The 15,619-nt window shown below is 64.4% G+C and carries 17 protein-coding genes; 3 read left to right on the top strand and 14 right to left on the bottom strand.

Annotated features, from left to right (window positions below; genetic code table 11):
* Positions 1 to 8 precede the first annotated feature (8 nt).
* Genes AC07S4_RS12485 through AC07S4_RS12465 form a run of 5 tightly spaced genes read right to left on the bottom strand, consistent with a single transcriptional unit; the run spans position 9 to position 3,949 of the window.
* Positions 9 to 2,342 carry a methyl-accepting chemotaxis protein gene (locus tag AC07S4_RS12485; RefSeq protein WP_494986952.1) on the bottom strand — a complete coding sequence of 778 codons (2,334 nt, stop codon included), beginning with the start codon at positions 2,340 to 2,342 and terminating at the stop codon, positions 9 to 11.
* Positions 2,343 to 2,368: 26 nt separating this feature from the next.
* Positions 2,369 to 2,938, bottom strand: coding sequence for a chemotaxis protein CheW (locus tag AC07S4_RS12480; protein ID WP_494986951.1), 570 nt, complete (start codon positions 2,936 to 2,938; stop codon positions 2,369 to 2,371).
* A gap of 3 nt (positions 2,939 to 2,941) precedes the next feature.
* Positions 2,942 to 3,310, bottom strand: coding sequence for a response regulator transcription factor (locus AC07S4_RS12475; RefSeq protein WP_161073840.1), 369 nt, complete (start codon positions 3,308 to 3,310; stop codon positions 2,942 to 2,944).
* 52 nt (positions 3,311 to 3,362) lie between these two features.
* A complete protein-coding gene (locus AC07S4_RS12470; RefSeq protein WP_494986950.1) occupies positions 3,363 to 3,764 on the bottom strand; it encodes a response regulator in 402 nt (133 codons plus the stop codon).
* A 32-nt stretch (positions 3,765 to 3,796) separates the two neighbouring features.
* The gene (locus AC07S4_RS12465) at positions 3,797 to 3,949 is read right to left on the bottom strand and encodes a rubredoxin (protein WP_057153170.1); all 153 of its coding nucleotides are present in this window, start codon (positions 3,947 to 3,949) and stop codon (positions 3,797 to 3,799) included.
* A gap of 95 nt (positions 3,950 to 4,044) precedes the next feature.
* On the opposite strand from AC07S4_RS12465, the gene thiD reads away from it, so the two are divergent.
* The 3 genes from thiD (at position 4,045) to AC07S4_RS12450 (ending at position 6,843) form a co-directional block, all read left to right on the top strand.
* Positions 4,045 to 4,884, top strand: coding sequence for a bifunctional hydroxymethylpyrimidine kinase/phosphomethylpyrimidine kinase (thiD, locus tag AC07S4_RS12460; RefSeq protein ID WP_494986949.1), 840 nt, complete (start codon positions 4,045 to 4,047; stop codon positions 4,882 to 4,884).
* On the top strand, positions 4,881 to 6,167 hold the full coding sequence (gene hemL, locus AC07S4_RS12455) for a glutamate-1-semialdehyde 2,1-aminomutase (protein ID WP_494986948.1): 1,287 nt from the start codon (positions 4,881 to 4,883) through the stop codon (positions 6,165 to 6,167). Before thiD ends, hemL begins: the two co-directional genes overlap by 4 nt.
* A gap of 178 nt (positions 6,168 to 6,345) precedes the next feature.
* On the top strand, positions 6,346 to 6,843 hold the full coding sequence (locus AC07S4_RS12450) for a hypothetical protein (protein ID WP_494986947.1): 498 nt from the start codon (positions 6,346 to 6,348) through the stop codon (positions 6,841 to 6,843).
* 41 nt (positions 6,844 to 6,884) lie between these two features.
* On the opposite strand, the gene corA is transcribed toward AC07S4_RS12450, so the two are convergent.
* The 9 genes from corA to mpl form a co-directional block, all read right to left on the bottom strand.
* Positions 6,885 to 7,850, bottom strand: a complete 966-nt coding sequence (corA, locus tag AC07S4_RS12445; RefSeq protein WP_161073848.1) for a magnesium/cobalt transporter CorA — start codon at positions 7,848 to 7,850, stop codon at positions 6,885 to 6,887.
* A gap of 111 nt (positions 7,851 to 7,961) precedes the next feature.
* Positions 7,962 to 8,354, bottom strand: coding sequence for a DUF4124 domain-containing protein (locus AC07S4_RS12440; RefSeq protein WP_494986946.1), 393 nt, complete (start codon positions 8,352 to 8,354; stop codon positions 7,962 to 7,964).
* Positions 8,355 to 8,389: 35 nt separating this feature from the next.
* The gene (mtgA, locus tag AC07S4_RS12435; protein ID WP_494986945.1) at positions 8,390 to 9,112 is read right to left on the bottom strand and encodes a monofunctional biosynthetic peptidoglycan transglycosylase; all 723 of its coding nucleotides are present in this window, start codon (positions 9,110 to 9,112) and stop codon (positions 8,390 to 8,392) included.
* Positions 9,109 to 9,927 (bottom strand): shikimate dehydrogenase, encoded by an 819-nt coding sequence (gene aroE, locus AC07S4_RS12430; RefSeq protein ID WP_494986944.1) that lies wholly within the window; start codon positions 9,925 to 9,927, stop codon positions 9,109 to 9,111. Before aroE ends, mtgA begins: the two co-directional genes overlap by 4 nt.
* Positions 9,928 to 9,930: 3 nt before the next feature.
* Positions 9,931 to 10,815, bottom strand: coding sequence for a TonB family protein (locus tag AC07S4_RS12425; RefSeq protein WP_161073852.1), 885 nt, complete (start codon positions 10,813 to 10,815; stop codon positions 9,931 to 9,933).
* Positions 10,816 to 10,954: 139 nt separating this feature from the next.
* Positions 10,955 to 13,036: a ribonuclease catalytic domain-containing protein gene (locus tag AC07S4_RS12420; protein ID WP_494986943.1), complete on the bottom strand. Its 2,082-nt coding sequence runs from the start codon at positions 13,034 to 13,036 to the stop codon at positions 10,955 to 10,957.
* Positions 13,037 to 13,038: 2 nt separating this feature from the next.
* The gene (locus AC07S4_RS12415; protein ID WP_494986942.1) at positions 13,039 to 13,629 is read right to left on the bottom strand and encodes a chorismate--pyruvate lyase family protein; all 591 of its coding nucleotides are present in this window, start codon (positions 13,627 to 13,629) and stop codon (positions 13,039 to 13,041) included.
* On the bottom strand, positions 13,626 to 14,228 hold the full coding sequence (locus AC07S4_RS12410) for a YqiA/YcfP family alpha/beta fold hydrolase (RefSeq protein WP_494986941.1): 603 nt from the start codon (positions 14,226 to 14,228) through the stop codon (positions 13,626 to 13,628). Before AC07S4_RS12410 ends, AC07S4_RS12415 begins: the two co-directional genes overlap by 4 nt.
* On the bottom strand, positions 14,225 to 15,619 hold the full coding sequence (gene mpl, locus AC07S4_RS12405; protein WP_494986940.1) for a UDP-N-acetylmuramate:L-alanyl-gamma-D-glutamyl-meso-diaminopimelate ligase: 1,395 nt from the start codon (positions 15,617 to 15,619) through the stop codon (positions 14,225 to 14,227). Before mpl ends, AC07S4_RS12410 begins: the two co-directional genes overlap by 4 nt.

The following is a 15,619-nucleotide window of genomic DNA, read 5'->3' as shown; positions in this document are numbered from 1 at the left end:
CAAAGTAATCAGGATGCCGAGATGCGGAAGCGCGATACCGAGTTTTTCAGTTCCTGCGCCAGCATGGACAGCTTGTGAATCGACTGCGCGGTTTGCTGGGTGCCGTCCTGCGCCTGCTCGGTCACCGACAGGATATGCTGGATATTCTGCGCTACTCCGCTGGCCGATGTCGCCTGCATGCCGGTGGCGTAGGAAATCCCCTGGATCAGCTCCGCCAGGCGGTTCGACACCTGCGAGATGTCCGACAGCGCCGCGCCGGCCGCGTCGGACAGGCGCGCGCCCTCCACCACGCCCTGGGTGGACTTCTCCATTGCCGCCACCGCGTCGTGGGTGTCGGTCTGAATGGTGCGCACCAGCGCGCCGATCTGCTTGGCCGCTTCGCCCGAGCGTTCGGCCAGGCGCTGCACCTCCTCAGCCACCACCGAGAAGCCGCGTCCCGCCTCGCCGGCCGATGCGGCCTGGATGGCGGCGTTCAGCGCCAGCACGTTGGTCTGCTCGGTAATGTCCGAAATCAGTTCGGTGATCTCGCCGATCTCCTGCGACGATTCGCCCAGGCGCTTGATGCGCTTGGAGGTTTCCTGGATCTGCTCGCGGATCTCGTGCATGCCCTTGATGGCGTTTTCCACCGCCGTCGAACCCTGGCGCGCCGCCGCCACGGACTGGCGCGCCACGTCGGCCGATTCGGAGGCGGACTTGGACACTTCGGTAATTTCATTGGCCATCTTCACCACGGTGGCGCTGGCGTCCTGGATTTCGCGCGACTGCTGCTGCGACGCCAGCAGCAGATCGCTGGAGATGTTCTGCGCGTGGCTGGAAGCGGAGGTCACCTGTTCGGCGGTGCTGGTGACGCGGCCCACCAGGCCGCGCAGCTCTTCCACCGTGTAGTTGACCGAGTCGGCGATGGCGCCGGTGATGTCCTCGGACACGGTGGCTTGCACCGTCAAGTCGCCGTCGGCCACTTCCTGCAGCTCGTTCATCAGGCGCAGAATGGCGGCCTGGTTCTGGTCGTTCATGGCCTTGGCTTCCTCCTCCTTGCGCTGCGCCTGCAGGCGCATGGCTTCCGCTTCCTGGCGGCGGCGGTCCGCGCCGCGGGTGCGGTTGTTGGAGTCCTGCAGCAGCACGCGGCCGATGGCGGCGGCAGCCATCAGCGTGAGCAGGCCGGCGGCCACCATCAGCCAGAAGCTGTAGTTGAGCGAATCCTGCTGGTCGCGGTAGCCGGACAGCACGGCGGCCAGGCGCTGGCGCAGGGCCTCGTTTTCACTGAAGATCTGCTGCTCGGCCACCTTGGCGGCGGTGAACTTATCCAGCTTGTCGAGCACCGAGCCGACCAGCTGCTGGTAGGTCTCGAACGGGGTTTTCAGCTCGGTGAACAGGGTGCGCAGTTCGGCGTCGCGGGTGGCCGGCAGCGCCAGCGTTTCGCTGCCGTTGAGGAAGCCATCGACGGTGTTGCGGAACACGGTGATGTCGCGCCCCAGCTGGAAGGCGGTTTCGGCGCTGATGCCGCCGGCGGTGATGAATTCGCTCACGCTGCGGTTCATGCGCTGCGTCAGCATGGTGAGCTTGCCCAGGGCGGCCATCTCGCGCGGGCTGCCGCCGCGCAACAGCTTGAGCGCGGCGATGGCCTCGGTCTGCTCCAGCAGGTCGGGCGACAGGCGGTCCAGCTGGCGCAGGGTTTTTTCCAGGCCGGTCAGCTCGGGCTGCAGGCGCAAGATGGTGTCGGCCGAGCGCTCGGACGCGTCCCAGGTCTTGCGCGCGGCGGCCACCGCGCCGGCCATGGCGGCGCCGGGCGAACCTATGCTGCGGCCCTGGTAGTCGCCGCCGGCCTGCATCAGCTTGAAGTCCTGGTTCAGTTCCTTGCGGCTATCGGCCAGCTGGCGGAAGGCCTCGGGGTTGCCCTGCACCGCGTTGGGCGCGGCCTTGCCGACGCGCTGCGAGTGCATCAGCGCGTCCGCCGCGATCTGGGTCTGGGCCGAGGTGACGCTGCTGTTGCGGATGTTCAGGCCCACGGCGGCGGCGCTGAGCAGCAGGCACGCGGCCAGCGCGGTGGACAGGATGCTGAGCTGGCGCTGCGCCGGCAGGTGGCCGATCAGCGGCAGCTTGACGCCAGGCCCGCTGTCGCCGCCGGCGCCGCTGCCACGGCGGCGCAAGGCGTCGCGCAGGCGCAGCGGCGCGCTGCTGTCGGCGCCCGGCTCCGGGACGGGGACGGTATCGGCAGCGGCCGGTGCCAGCACCGTTGCTGGCGCCGGCGCCGCGCTGCCATAGCTGGCAAATTCCGAATCAGGCGCCGCTTCCTGGAGAGCGTCCTGCTTGGAGCGTGCGAACAAATTCTTGATGAATCCCATTACACCGTCCCTTATTGACAAAAATATTACAGACCGACTTGCAGGAACCTTTCTTCCCGCACCAGCAGGGCCAGGTCCAGGCGCGACCATAGCTGCCCCTCCTGGTCCAGGAACTGCTGCACGCACCAGGATGGCGCGTCGTCCGCCAGCGGCGCCGGCGTCATGTCGTCGAGTTTGCGCAGACCGAGCACGCGCGCGCCCAGCAGCGCGCAGTTGAAGCCCAGGCCGGGCGCGAAGGTGATGATGCGGCTGTCCGCCGCCGCCGGCGTGGCCGCGTAGTCCAGGTAGCGCGCGAAGTCGATCACGCCGGTGAGCTGGCCGCGGATATTGGCCAGGCCCAGATACCAGTCGCGCGCCAGCGGCACCGCGCTGGGCGCCTGCCAGGGCACGATTTCGCCGATCTGGGTCAGGTCCAGCAGGCAGCGGCTGGCGCCGAACAGCACGCCCAGCTCGCGCCCGGCGGCGCTGTTGCCGCTTTGCGCGTCGTGCATGCGCTCGAGCAGCTGCGCCTGATAGCGGCGCAAACGGCTGCGCCGCTCGGCGCCGCTCGGCTCGGGCGCCGGGGTGGTGGGCAGTCCGGTCTCGGCGCCGCTCATCGCTTAGCCGCCAAGGGCGGCGATTTTGGCCAGCAGCTCGGCCGCGTCGACCGGCTTGACCAGATAGTCCTTGGCGCCCTGGCGCAAGCCCCAGATGCGGTCGGTCTCCTGGTTTTTGCTGGAGCAGATAATCACCGGCACGTCCTGCAGCTCCGGATCGCGCGCGATGGAGCGCGTGACCTGGAAACCATTCGCGCCAGGCATGACCACGTCCATCAGGATCAGCTGCGGCTTGTCGGCCTTGATCTTGACCAGCGCCTCCTCGCCGTTTTCGGCGGTGGACACGGAAAAGCCATTCTTGACCAGGATATCGGTCAGGTAGTAGCGCTCGGTCGGCGAATCGTCGACGATCAGTATTCTTTGTATGGCCATAATGCCCTCGCTATTCTTACGGTGCTCACGGTGCTCACGGTGCTCACGGCGCTCAGTTCGCTGCCGCGCCTGCGGTATGCTCGCGCACGGCCGCCAGCAGGCTGTCTTTGGTAAATGGTTTGGTCAGGTAGGCGGCCGAGCCCACCATGGCGCCGCGCGCGCGGTCGAACAGGCCGTCCTTGGAGGACAGCATGAGCACCGGGGTGGCGTGGAATTTGGCGCTTTTCTTGATCAGGGCGCAGGTCTGGTAGCCGTCCAGGCGCGGCATCAGGATGTCGCAGAAGACCAGCGCCGGGTGGTGGTCGTTGATCTTGGCCAGGGCGTCGAAGCCGTCTTCGGCCAGCACCACCTGGTAGCCCGCCTGGCTCAGGAATATCTCGGCGGACCGGCGAATGGTGCTGCTATCGTCGATCACCATAATTTTCAAACCGGTCGCTTGCGGCGTATTCGTCATATTTATTCACCGAGATATACCGACAAGATAGCTTAAATCGCCACCATTTCAAAATCGTCCTTGCGCGCGCCGCATTCCGGGCAGGTCCAGTTGATCGGCACGTCGGCCCAGCGCGTGCCGGGAGCGATACCTTCTTCCGGCAAACCGGCTTCCTCGTCGTAGATCCAGCCGCAGATCAGGCACATCCACGTCTGGTATGCCTGCGTTGTATCATTGCTACTCACGTTGTGTCACCTTCTATCAAGTAAAATGCCGAATCAGGTATCTTAATCTACCCGCCGTGCAAAACCAAACTTCTCCCCTTATCCTGACATTTGGCGCCGTCGACCCGGTGGGCGCCGCCGGCGTAACCGCCGATCTGGCCGTGTTCTCCGCCCTGGGCTGCCAAGGCCTGGCCGTCACCACCGCGTTGCTGATCGGCGACAGCGCCCGCATCGAAGACCTGCAGGAGACCGATCCGGACTGGGTATCCGACCAGGCCCGCGTGCTGCTGGAGGACGCGCAGGTGTCGTCCTTCAAGATCGGCGCGCTGCAAAACATGGAGCACGCCTCGGCCATCGCCGAAATCGTGTCCGACTATCCGGACGCGCCGCTGGTGCTCGATCCTTTCAGTTCGCGCCTGCCCGAAGCGGGCGAGGACGCCGACGAGCTGCTCACCATCGTGCGCCAGCTGCTGGTGCCGCAGGCGTCGGTGCTGATGCTGTCGCAGGTGGAGCTGGGGCACCTGGCTGAAACCTGGCGCGAGGGGGATGGCGGCGACGAGGCCACCGTCGAAGAGAACGTGCGCTACCTGATCGACCTGGGCTGCGAGTTTGTGCTGGTGACCGGCACCCCGGCCGGCAACGGCCACGGCGACGCGGTGCGCGCCAACACGCTGTACGGCGCCGACGGCATGGTGCGGCACGACGCCTGGCAGCACCTGCCCGGCCCCTTCCTGGGCGCGGGCGGCACGCTGTCTGCCGCCATCGCCGCCTACCTGGCGCGCGGCGCGGACACGCCGACCGCCGTGGCGCTGGCGCAGGACTATACCCAGGGCGCGCTGGCCCACGCCCAGCGCTACGGCATGGGCAAGCTGGTGCCCAACCGCAACTTTCAACTTAATGACAAAGAGATATCATGACTGAATCGAAGAACGATACGCTGTTCGCGCGCGCCCAGAAAACCACGCCCGGCGGCGTCAACTCGCCGGTGCGCGCGTTCCGCTCGGTGGGCGGCACGCCGCGTTTCATCACCCGCGCCGAAGGCCCGTACTTCTGGGACGCGGACGGCAAGCGTTATATAGATTACATCGGCTCGTGGGGACCGGCGATTGTCGGCCACGCGCATCCGGACGTGGTGAAGGCGGTGCAGGAAGCGGCCACGCGCGGCCTGTCCTTCGGCGCGCCGACCGAGGCGGAAATCGAGATGGCGGAGGAAATCTGCCGCCTGGTGCCGTCGATCGAGCAGGTGCGCCTGGTGTCGTCCGGCACCGAAGCCACCATGAGCGCGCTGCGCCTGGCGCGCGGCGCCACCGGCCGCGACAAGATTATCAAGTTCGAAGGCTGCTATCACGGCCACGCCGATTCCTTATTGGTGAAAGCCGGCAGCGGCTTGCTGACTTTCGGCAATCCGACTTCGGCGGGCGTGCCGGAAGATTTCGTCAAGCATACGCTGGTGCTGGACTATAACAATGTGGAACAGATTACCGAGGCATTCGCCAATTTCGGTTCTGAAATCGCCTGCGTTATTGTAGAGCCGGTGGCGGGCAATATGAATCTGATTAAAGGCACGCCGGCATTCCTGCAAGCCTTGCGCGATTTGTGCACCAAGCACGGCGCGATTCTTATTTTCGATGAAGTCATGTGCGGTTTCCGCGTCGGCCTGGGTGGCGCACAGGAATTGTATGGCATTAAACCGGATCTGACTGCGCTGGGTAAAGTTATTGGCGGCGGCTTGCCGGTGGCGGCATTTGGCGGCAGCGCTGAATTGATGAGTAAAATGGCGCCGCTGGGTGCGGTTTATCAAGCCGGCACATTATCGGGCAATCCGGTGGCGGTGGCGGCGGGCATGACCACGCTGAAGATTATTCAACAGCCGGGCTTCTACGATAAACTGGCCGCATCGGCCAAACGCTTGGCGGCGGGATTAACCGCCGCCGCCAAAGAAGCGGGCGTGACTTTCTGCGCGGATGCCGAAGGCGGCATGTTCGGTTTGTATTTCAGCGAAGTACCGCCGAATAACTACGCCGAAATGATGGCGGGCGACCGCGCCAAATTCAACACCTTCTTCCACGCCATGCTGGACGAAGGCGTTTATTTCGCGCCAGCGGCGTTTGAGGCGGGCTTTGTATCCGCCCAGCACGATGATGCGGTAATCGACGAGACCATCGCAGCGGCCCGCAAGGTATTCGCGACGCTGAAGTAAGCCGGTCCTGGAAACAGCCGCCGCAACGCCCTTGCCGGGCTGCGGCGGCTTTTTTTCGCCCATAGCAAGCCAGTTTCTGGCGCGATCACACCAGAATCGGGCACATCCGCCCCCTGCAAGCTCGCCTTCGTGACTGTTGGAGAGAATTTAACAATGCGGAAAAGGGCATACTACCGGCATGAAACTTATCGCCGAAAAACGTTCCAGCAAGGACAAATACGATGTGCTCCGTTTTATCCGCAACAACGGCAGCACCACGGACTCGCTCATGCCGCGCCAGGGCATATTGCCGCATGATCTGATTCATTATGTGGTGGAATCCGCCCTGCCCCTGCGGCATGGATTTCTAAGCCAAGTGGCATTGGGCGCCGACGCGCAATTCGTCATGGAAGCCGTGCACGATATCGGCAACGCGGCAATACACCAGCAGGCGGTTCAAGTCGAAGCCGTCGTCGAAGGCTTGCAAACGCAACTCTGGGCCGGCAGTTTTGAACTGGATGTATTTATTGATGCGGTGAATGGCGCCTGCGCCGCGCGCGGGCAGCCGCCATTTAATATGGCCGGCATCGACGTGCAATCCAGTTTATATGGGGAGGCTTTGGCTCTTCACGCCGCATGGCAGGATATTCCCTTCCACGGATCGCTGTCGCTCGATTTCAGCCCGCGCATAGGCTAGGCAGGCCGGATAAAATAAAGGCGCCATCAAGGCGCCTTTATTTATTTCAGCCAGCCGCGGTGGCGGAAATAAAGGAAGGGAGCAATGGCGCTGGTGATCATCAGGCCCCAGGCCCATGGATAACCCAGCGCCCATTTCAATTCGGGGATATTGTCGAAGTTCATGCCGTAGACGCTGGCTATTAATGTAGGCGGCAGGAAGGCTACGCTGGCAACCGAGAATATCTTGATAATCTTATTCTGGTTAATATTGATAAAGCCGACCGTGGCGTCCATCAGGAAGTTGATTTTATCGAACAGGAAAGAGGTGTGGCCGTCCAGGGATTCGATGTCGCGAAGAATCTGGCGCGCTTCTTCGAATTGCTCGGAATTGAGCAGGCGGCCGCGCATCAGGAAACTCACCGCGCGGCGCGTGTCCATCATGTTGCGGCGTATGCGGCCGTTTAAGTCTTCCTCGTGAGCAATGGCGCTCAGCGCATCGGCTGCGTCCCTGTCGGTGAATTCTTCCTGCAGCACGCGGCCGGATACTTCTTCCAGGTTCTGGTAGATGCCTTCCAGCGCGTCGGCCGAATATTCGGCGTCGGTGGCGTACAGATCGAGCAGCACGTCCATATAGTCGGCGATGGAACCGGGGCGCGAGCGGGCGCGCATGCGCACCAGGCGGAACACCGGCAGGTCGTCCGTATGGACCGAGAACAGCATTTTCTTGGCCAGGATGAAAGCCACGGTGACGATGCGCGAGGGGCCGTCGTCTTCTTCCAGCAGGAAGTCGGTGCGCAGGTGCAGGTCGCCGTTTTCCGCCTCGTAGTAGCGGGCCGAGGCTTCAATGTCCTTGACTTCGTCTTCGCCCGGCAGCGTTACGCCGTAAATGGCTTTAACCCAGGCACGCTCGTCGTCGTTCGGGTCGGTCAGGTCGACCCAGACGGGTTCGAGCTTTTCCAGGTCTTCACGGGATTCGATGGGAACCTGGTTGAGACGGCCATTTTGCAGAACGAAGACATTAATCATAGGCACTCTCAGCCAGCGGTGGGTCCAGGCGCTCACAAGCGCAGAAAACGAAACAGCGCAAGTGTACTCGCAAGGCCTTTTTTAGGCCACCTTTGCTTGCTGTTTTTTGCCCTAGCGGGTGGCCTTTTCTATCATTTTTGCGCGCAAATCCTGCGGTGCGGCATCGACCGGGTCCGGCTTGGGCCCGCGCGGCGCGTCTATGCCCTTTGTTTCATGCACGACAACGTTTCGGGTGGTGGCATTGGCTGCGCTGCATTCGGTGTCGGAGAACACGGTTTTGCCGTCTATCACGCAGCGGCGCAGCGGCTTGGCGGGTGTGGAAATAGCTGCAGCGGCCGCCGCCGGCGCGGCGGCCGCACTCTTGCCGCCCAGCCTGGCCAAGCCTTCGGCGAACAGGTTGCGCTCGTAGCGCATGGAGAAAATCGCCGCCATGGCCAGGGCGGCCACGGCCGCCATCAGCACCGCCACCAAGATCAAACTGATACCGCGCTGACGATGCCGCATGCCGCCTCCCTGGCTAAATAATGCCTTATAGTAACTTATGGCAACTCAGCCGAGCCCATGCGCTTCAAAATAACGCCGGTGCGGCGCGCCAGGTAGTTGGAATCGCGGTGGCTGTCATAGAACCGGGGATTGGGCAGCATGACGGCCAGCTTGGCGGCCTGGGCCGCGCCAAGCCTGGAGGCGCTGACGCCGTAGTAGTGCTTGGCCGCCGCCTCGGCGCCGAAGATGCCTTTGCCGAACTCCACCACGTTCAGGTAGATCTCGAAAATGCGCTCCTTGTCCATCAGCGCTTCCAGCATATAAGTAATGATGAGCTCCTGGCCCTTGCGCAGATAGCTGCGCGAGCCGGACAGGAACAGATTCTTGGCCAGCTGCTGGGTAATGGTGGAGCCGCCGGACACGACCTTTTTCTTTTTGTTGTTCTTCTCGTAGGCTTTTTGCAGGGCTTCCCAGTCCACACCCTCATGTTCCGAGAAATTGGCGTCTTCGGACGCGATAATCGCCCTTTTCAGGTTGCCGGAGATGCGCGCATAGGGCACCCACTGCTGCTGGATATTGGCCTTGGGATTGATTTCCTGCAAAGCCTCGCGCTGGGCCCGCATAAAGGACGTGGTGGCGGGGTTGTGGTCCACCCACCACCAGATCTGCACCAGGAAATACAGCTGCACCAGGACGAACAGCAGCACCGGGGCGATGAAGATCCACTTCACCCACCACCATTTACCGCGCGTAGCTCCTGCTTTGCGCGCTTTTGTCATAGTTTTGAACGCAGTTGGGCCAGCAGCTCCGTGGTTTGCGGACGCACGCCGCGCCAGGCCAGAAAGGCTTCGGCCGCCTGCTCAACCAGCATGCCCAGGCCATCGCGCACGATCGCGCCGTGATCTGCCGCGAACTGCATGAAAACCGTCGGCTCCTTGCCGTACATCATATCCAGCGCCAGGGTCCCGGGGCCGAATACCTCGGCCGGCACCGGCGGCAGGTCAGCCTGCAGACTGGCCGAGGTGGCGTTGATGACGATGTCGTACTGGCCGCGCGGCGCTTCGTATCCGCAGGCGGACAAGGCCGCGCCGCCGGACAGGGCGGCAAACTGCGCCACCAGCGCCTCGGCGGTGGCGACGGTGCGGTTGGCGATGGTGAGCTGGGACGGATGGTGCTCCAGCAGCGGCAGCACGGCGCCGCGCGCGGCGCCGCCGGCGCCCAGCAGCAGCACGCGCTTGCCGGTGATGGGCACGCCGGCGTTGCCGACGATGTCATTGACCAGGCCCGCGCCGTCGGTGTTGTCGCCTATCGTGCCGTCGTCGGTGAACAGCAGGGTGTTGACGGCGCCGGCCGCCTGCGCACGCATGGTGAGCGCGCCGCACAGCTTATGGGCTTCCAGCTTGAAGGGCACGGTGACGTTGGCGCCCTTGCCGCCTTCGGCCACGAAGGCGCGCACGGCGGCCGGGAAGCCGTCCAGCGGCGCCAGGCGCTTTTCATAGGTCAGCTGCTGGCCGGTCTGCAGCGCGTAGGCGGCGTGGATGTCGGGCGATTTGCTGTGGCCGATGGGGTTGCCGAAGACGCAGTACTTATCCATTTTTTAATTAGTTCCACTCAAGTTGGATTCCAGTTTTTCTTCGCGCGTGAATTTAAAACGGGTGATGATGACCCACAGGTCGTCGCGTTCGCTGGACAACATATTCGGCGGGAATTTGCCGAAGGGCGCGGCGCGGCGCACGATGCGCAGCGCGGCCTCGTCCAGCGCGTCGTTGCCGGAGCTCTTTTCCACCCGCACGCCGCCTTCCTTTTCGTAGATGGTGCCGTCCTGGAAGATGGGGATGTAGACCACCAGCTCGCCGTACAGTTTGCGGCCGTTCTTCTGAGGGAAGTTCAGCGTGCCCACCTCCTCCACCTTGCGCTGCAGGCGCTGGTAGTACATGGCGTAGCCCACTTCGCGCGTGCTGGGGGTGATGAAGGTCTTCTTGGGCCGCTTGTTCTGGTCGTCAATGGTCTGCGTGATCTCGGCGGCCATGCGGGCGATGGCCTTGCTGCTTTCCAGCAGGTCGGCGCCGGTGGGCATGGGGTCGGGCTTGGCTTTTTCCGTGACCGGGGCTGCCGTGAGCGGATTGGGCTTGACGGCCTGGGTCAGCAGCTTGCGCTGGGTTTCCTCCAGCTCGGCGATGCGGCGCTTGGTGGCCTTCACGCTTTCGCCGGTTTCGTTCTTGCGCATGTCCGGCAGCGGCGACTTGGCGCGGCCGGCGTCGGCCTTGCCGCCGCCGTCGAGATTGGCCTGCGCCAGCGCGTCGGCCTTCAGTGGCGCCTTGTCGTGCTTGGCGTTCACCAGGATGACTTCCAGGCCGGGGTCGGCCGGCTCGATCTTGAAGCTCTTCGGCGCCACGAAGGTCACGGCCAGCAATAGGCCGTGCGCCAGCAGGGAGAAGCCAGTTGCGAAATACAGGAAGCGGTTTTCTTGGAAAGACTTCACGCAGGAACCATCGGCAACATCTAAGGATTGCACATTCTACGACAAGCGGAGCCTGGGGTGGCGGATCGGGCAGGTCAGCAAGCTGAGCCGCATTCGGGGTCTGACCCCGAATGCGGCTCAGCCTGGCAGGTTTGTCCGCTTAGCTGGCTTGCTCGGGGGCCGGCTCGGTGACGGCGGTTTCGCTGGCGAGGTCGGCCACTTCGGCTTGCTCGTCGGCGGGCGCGGCGGCGTCGGCCAGGGCTTGCTCGTGCTCGGCCGGGCTGTCTTCCCCGACGTCTTCCTCTTCTTCGTAGTCCAGCTCGGCGTCCGCCGCGGCCGGGGCGGTCACGATTTCGAGCAGGCGCGCTTCCACGCTCAGGTCCACTTCATCCCAGCGCAGGATGTCGAGCTTGACCTGGGCGCCGCGCGCGGCGGGCGGCATGCCGGCCAGGCGGATGATGAGCGGAATGTCGGACAGGCGCAACACTTCGTCCTTCAGCACCACCGCTTCCACCTGGCGCTGCTCCTGCTGGCCCAGCCAGCGCAGGCACCAGTAGCGCTCCATATTGCTCTGGTGGTCGTTATAGGCCGAATACGCCGCGTCGAACTGGGACACGATGGCGAACAGATTCGCGTCCTTGTGCTTGAACGGCGCCACGAAGGGTGCGGCCACGCCCTTCTCGGCCACGGCCAGGATCTGCCACTGGTTCACCAGGTCGGTGTAGCGGCGCAGCGGCGAGGTGCTCCATGCGTACTGGTCCACGCCCAGGCCCTGGTGCGGGGCGGCGTGCGTGAGCATGCGCACCTGCATCTTGGCGGCCCAGCCGCCCACGCCCTGGCCCTGGCTGCGGTAGATGCCGGGCACGCCGTGGTCGTGCATCAGCTTGCCCCAGGTGCTGTTGGCGAAGATCATCAGCTCGGCCACGATCTTGTCCAGCGGCGCGCCGCGCTTGCGGCGGGTGACCGTCACCACGTCGTCTTCGACGTAGAAGTTGTAGTCCACGCGGTTGTTCTGCTCGGGTTTCAAGCCGAAGCCTTCGCGCTTGACCATGCGGCCCGCTTCCAGCTGCAGCGCCCATTTCCACAGCAGGCCCAGCTCGGCCTTGCGCGGGTAGTCGCCCTCGCCGCTGGCCAGGGTTTCTTCGTTGACCAGTTCGTCCAGCGTGTTGTGGCGCAGGTTGTTGGCGATGGGAACCAGCTCGGCGCGCGTCTCTGTGCTGACCACGCTCCAGTCGGCCGGGTCCAGCGTGGCGTACAGCGACAGCGCCGGGCAGGTCTTACCTTCGGCCAGGGTGAAGGCTTCCACGATGCTGTCCGGCAGCATGGTGATTTTGTCGCCCGGCATGTAGACGGTGGACATGCGCGCGCGCGCCATCTTGTCGACCGCGTCGTCCGGACGGATGCCCAGGCCGGGCGCGGCGATGTGGATGCCGACCTTGACCTTGCCGTCTTCCAGATGGGTGACGGAGAAGGCGTCGTCGATCTCGGTGGTGGTGACGTCGTCGATGGAGAACGCTTCCACGGCGGCCAGCGGCAGCTTGGCCGGCGCGCTCGGCACCGGCACGTCCGGGAAGCCCGCGCCTTTGGGGAAGTTCTCGAACAGGAACTTGGACATGTGCAAGTCCTTCGGCGAGGCGATGCCGCCTGCCGCCAGCATCAGGCGCTGCGGGCTCTGGTGCGTTTCATTGCAGGCCGCTTCCAGCGCCTTGTATTCGATGGTGTTCTTGTCGGGCTTGAACAGCAGCTGCTGTACGATGGCCTTCATGCTCTCGGGCAGCCGGTTGGCTTTCAGTTCTTCCACGTACTGGGCCTGGATCACGGCCTGCTGCTTTTTCTTTTCGATGCCGGCCAGCGCGGCGCGCAGCGACTGCTCGGGCGCCTTCTTGTAGCGGCCACGGCCCTTCTTGTAGAAATAGATGGGCGCGTTGTGCAGGCCCAGTATCAGGCCGGCCGCTTCGTGCGGCAGCGGCGCGTGGCCGAAGTATTCGGCGCCCAGCTCGGCAAAGCCGAACTCGTCCTCGCCGGCCACTTCCCACAGGAACTCCAGGTCCAGTTCGGCGGCCACCGCCTTGGCCTGCTCCAGCAGTTCGGCCGGGGCCGGCTTTTCGTACTGCAGCAGCACGTCCTTGGCTTTGACCTTGTTGCGCTTGCCGCTGGCCATTTCAATCTGGTAAGCCTCGCCCGCGTGGGACATGACGGAGCCGACCTTGAAATCGCCGGATTCTTCGAAAAATACGTTCATTATTATGTTCTGTTCTCTAAAGTCGAATTGGCCCTTGCCGGCGCCAGGCTCAGCACCTCGGGCATGAAGACCTCGGTCACCAGCAGCAATCCATTGTGGCGCTGGTACAAGCAGCGCCGTGCATACAATATCTGTTCGTCCTGCATCCCTGCCGCTGCGCGCGCGCGGCGGGCCAGCGGATGGCAGGGACGCAGGCGCGCGAATTCCAGTTCGCCGCGCCGCACCTGCGGGTCGCCGAACAGCGTGGAGCCGAGCGAGCGTTCGCCCAGCGCGCTGAACAGCGGCCAGTCGCTGGCGTCGGCCGAGGTCGGCACCACGGTGTGGCCAAACACCACCGGCGTATTATCACACCGCAGCAGCACCTCGCGCTCCACCACCCGGCTGGGGCGGTGCAGGCCGATGGCGGCGGCCTCGTCGGCCAGGCACAGCGCGGGATGCTGGTGCAGCTTCTGCACGCGGAAGGCGCGGCTGTGCGCTTTCAGTTTATTCGTCAGCGAGCCGCCGCCGGTGAGCCAGTGGCGCATGGCCTCCGGCGCGTTGACGGCGATAACGTGGCTGTGCCAGTTCGCAAGACGCAGCGAGCGGCCCTTCACAGGGAACCGCCGGCGCCACGGCGTGCATCGCAAAATTCCAGCACGCTCTCTATATAGTCGGCAAATTCGCTGATGCCGTGGTCGCTGCCCTGTATCACGTCCTGGCGCGCGCCTTGATAGTGCGCCACCATGTCGCGGTAGTCCAGCACTTCATCGCCGGTGGCGGCGATCAGGTAGTAGCGCTCGGGGCGGGTGATGCGCGCCACGTCGAGCGCGCGCAGCTCGTCTATATATTCAGGCTTGAATTCGAACGGCTCGTCGGAGTGGAACTGCGTGGTCACGCCGACGTGCTTCTGCAAGTCCTGGCGCGGCACAATGGCCGGGTTGAGCAGCACCGCGCGGCAGCCCAGGCGCTCGGCCAGCCAGGTGGCGTAGTAGCCGCCCAGCGAGGAGCCGACCACGGTGAGCTCGTCCGCCAGCTGCTGCGCGGGCACGCCGTCCAGCAAGGACAGCGCCAGCTCCATGGCCAGCTTGGGCGAAGCGGGCAGCTGCGGGCAGAGATACTCCGCGCCGCGGCCCAGCGCGGCCATGCGCTCGCCCATCAGCCGCGCCTTCATCGACTGCGGCGAGGAGCGGAATCCGTGCAGGTACAGAATCATCGGGCCAGCGCCTCCAGCAGCTTCTGGTGCACGCCGCCGAAGCCGCCGTTGCTCATGACGACGATGTGGTCGCCCGGCTGCGCCTGCGCAACGATGGCATCCACCATGACGCCGATATCGTCGTAGGCGCTGGCGACGGCGCCCATGGGCGCGAGCGCCGCGCCCAGGCTCCAGCCCAGCGCTTTTTCGCTGCCGAAGCCGAACACCAGGTCGGCCTCGGCCAGGCTGCCAGGCAAGGCGTCTTTCATGGCGCCCAGCTTCATGGTGTTGGAGCGCGGCTCCAGCACGGCCAGGATGCGGCCCGTCTGAGCACTGTCATGGCGCAGCTTCTTGCGCAGGCCGCCCACGGTGGTGGCGATGGCGGTGGGATGGTGGGCGAAGTCGTCGTAGACGGTGACGCCGTTGACCACGCCGCGCACTTCCATGCGGCGCTTGACGCTGACGAAGCGCGCCAGCGACTCGGCCGCCTGCGCGATCGGCACGCCGACGTGGCGCGCGGCGGCGATGGCGGCCAGCGCGTTGGAGCGGTTGTGCTTGCCGGTCAGCTCCCACTGCACCTTGCCTGCGGTCTCGCCGTTGAAGATGACGTCGAAACTACCGTCTTCGTATTCCTTCAGCGTCCAATTGGCGCCGTCCGCGCCGCCGAAGCTTTCCTGCTCGCTCCAGCAGCCGCGCTTGAGCACGCGCCCCAGCGATGCCTCGTCGGCGTTGGCGATGACGCGGCCGATGCCGGGCACGGTGCGCACCAGGTGGTGGAATTGGGTTTCGATGGCGCCCAGATCGGGGAAGATGTCGGCGTGATCGTATTCGAGATTGTTCAGCACGGCGGTCTTGGCGTGGTAGTGCACGAACTTGCTGCGCTTGTCGAAGAAGGCGGTGTCGTATTCGTCCGCTTCGATGACGAAGAAGGCGGAATCGACGGCCTTGCCCCCGGCCGTGCCGCTGAGGCGCGCCGAGATGCCGAAGTTCATCGGCACGCCGCCGATCAGGAAGCCGGGCGCGTAGCCGGCGTCTTCCAGTATCCAGGCCAGCATGGCCGAGGTGGTGGTCTTGCCGTGCGTGCCGGCCACGGCCAGCACCCACTTGTCGCGCAGGATGTGTTCGCCCATCCACTGCGGGCCGGACACGTAGGGCAGGCTGCGGTTCAGGATTTCTTCCACCAGCGGATTGCCGCGCGAAACAACGTTGCCTATTACATACAGGTCCGGGTTGAGCGCCACCTGTTCCGGGCCGAAGCCCTGTATCAGTTCGATGCCCTGGGCTTCGAGCTGGGTGCTCATCGGCGGGTAGACGTTGGCGTCGCAGCCGGTGACGCGGTGGCCCGCCTCCTTGGCCAGCACGGCCAGGCCGCCCATAAAGGTGCCGCAAATACCGAGTATATGAATATGCAT

This window comes from Pseudoduganella sp. GW821-FHT05F09 (assembly GCF_059419605.1).
Note: the sequence above shows the minus strand (reverse complement) of the source record. Positions and strands in the feature narration are given on the sequence as shown.

What these genes read in the sequence shown, in the direction of transcription:
- AC07S4_RS12485 (WP_494986952.1), bottom strand. Translation starts at nt 2,342, where the DNA reads ATGGGATTCATCAAGAATTTGTTCGCACGCTCCAAGCAGGACGCTCTC.
- AC07S4_RS12480 (WP_494986951.1), bottom strand. Translation starts at nt 2,938, where the DNA reads ATGAGCGGCGCCGAGACCGGACTGCCCACCACCCCGGCGCCCGAGCCG.
- AC07S4_RS12475 (WP_161073840.1), bottom strand. Translation starts at nt 3,310, where the DNA reads ATGGCCATACAAAGAATACTGATCGTCGACGATTCGCCGACCGAGCGC.
- AC07S4_RS12470 (WP_494986950.1), bottom strand. Translation starts at nt 3,764, where the DNA reads ATGACGAATACGCCGCAAGCGACCGGTTTGAAAATTATGGTGATCGAC.
- AC07S4_RS12465 (WP_057153170.1), bottom strand. Translation starts at nt 3,949, where the DNA reads ATGTGCCTGATCTGCGGCTGGATCTACGACGAGGAAGCCGGTTTGCCG.
- hemL (WP_494986948.1), top strand. Translation starts at nt 4,881, where the DNA reads ATGACTGAATCGAAGAACGATACGCTGTTCGCGCGCGCCCAGAAAACC.
- AC07S4_RS12450 (WP_494986947.1), top strand. Translation starts at nt 6,346, where the DNA reads ATGAAACTTATCGCCGAAAAACGTTCCAGCAAGGACAAATACGATGTG.
- corA (WP_161073848.1), bottom strand. Translation starts at nt 7,850, where the DNA reads ATGATTAATGTCTTCGTTCTGCAAAATGGCCGTCTCAACCAGGTTCCC.
- AC07S4_RS12440 (WP_494986946.1), bottom strand. Translation starts at nt 8,354, where the DNA reads ATGCGGCATCGTCAGCGCGGTATCAGTTTGATCTTGGTGGCGGTGCTG.
- mtgA (WP_494986945.1), bottom strand. Translation starts at nt 9,112, where the DNA reads ATGACAAAAGCGCGCAAAGCAGGAGCTACGCGCGGTAAATGGTGGTGG.
- aroE (WP_494986944.1), bottom strand. Translation starts at nt 9,927, where the DNA reads ATGGATAAGTACTGCGTCTTCGGCAACCCCATCGGCCACAGCAAATCG.
- AC07S4_RS12420 (WP_494986943.1), bottom strand. Translation starts at nt 13,036, where the DNA reads ATGAACGTATTTTTCGAAGAATCCGGCGATTTCAAGGTCGGCTCCGTC.
- AC07S4_RS12410 (WP_494986941.1), bottom strand. Translation starts at nt 14,228, where the DNA reads ATGATTCTGTACCTGCACGGATTCCGCTCCTCGCCGCAGTCGATGAAG.
- mpl (WP_494986940.1), bottom strand. Translation starts at nt 15,619, where the DNA reads ATGCATATTCATATACTCGGTATTTGCGGCACCTTTATGGGCGGCCTG.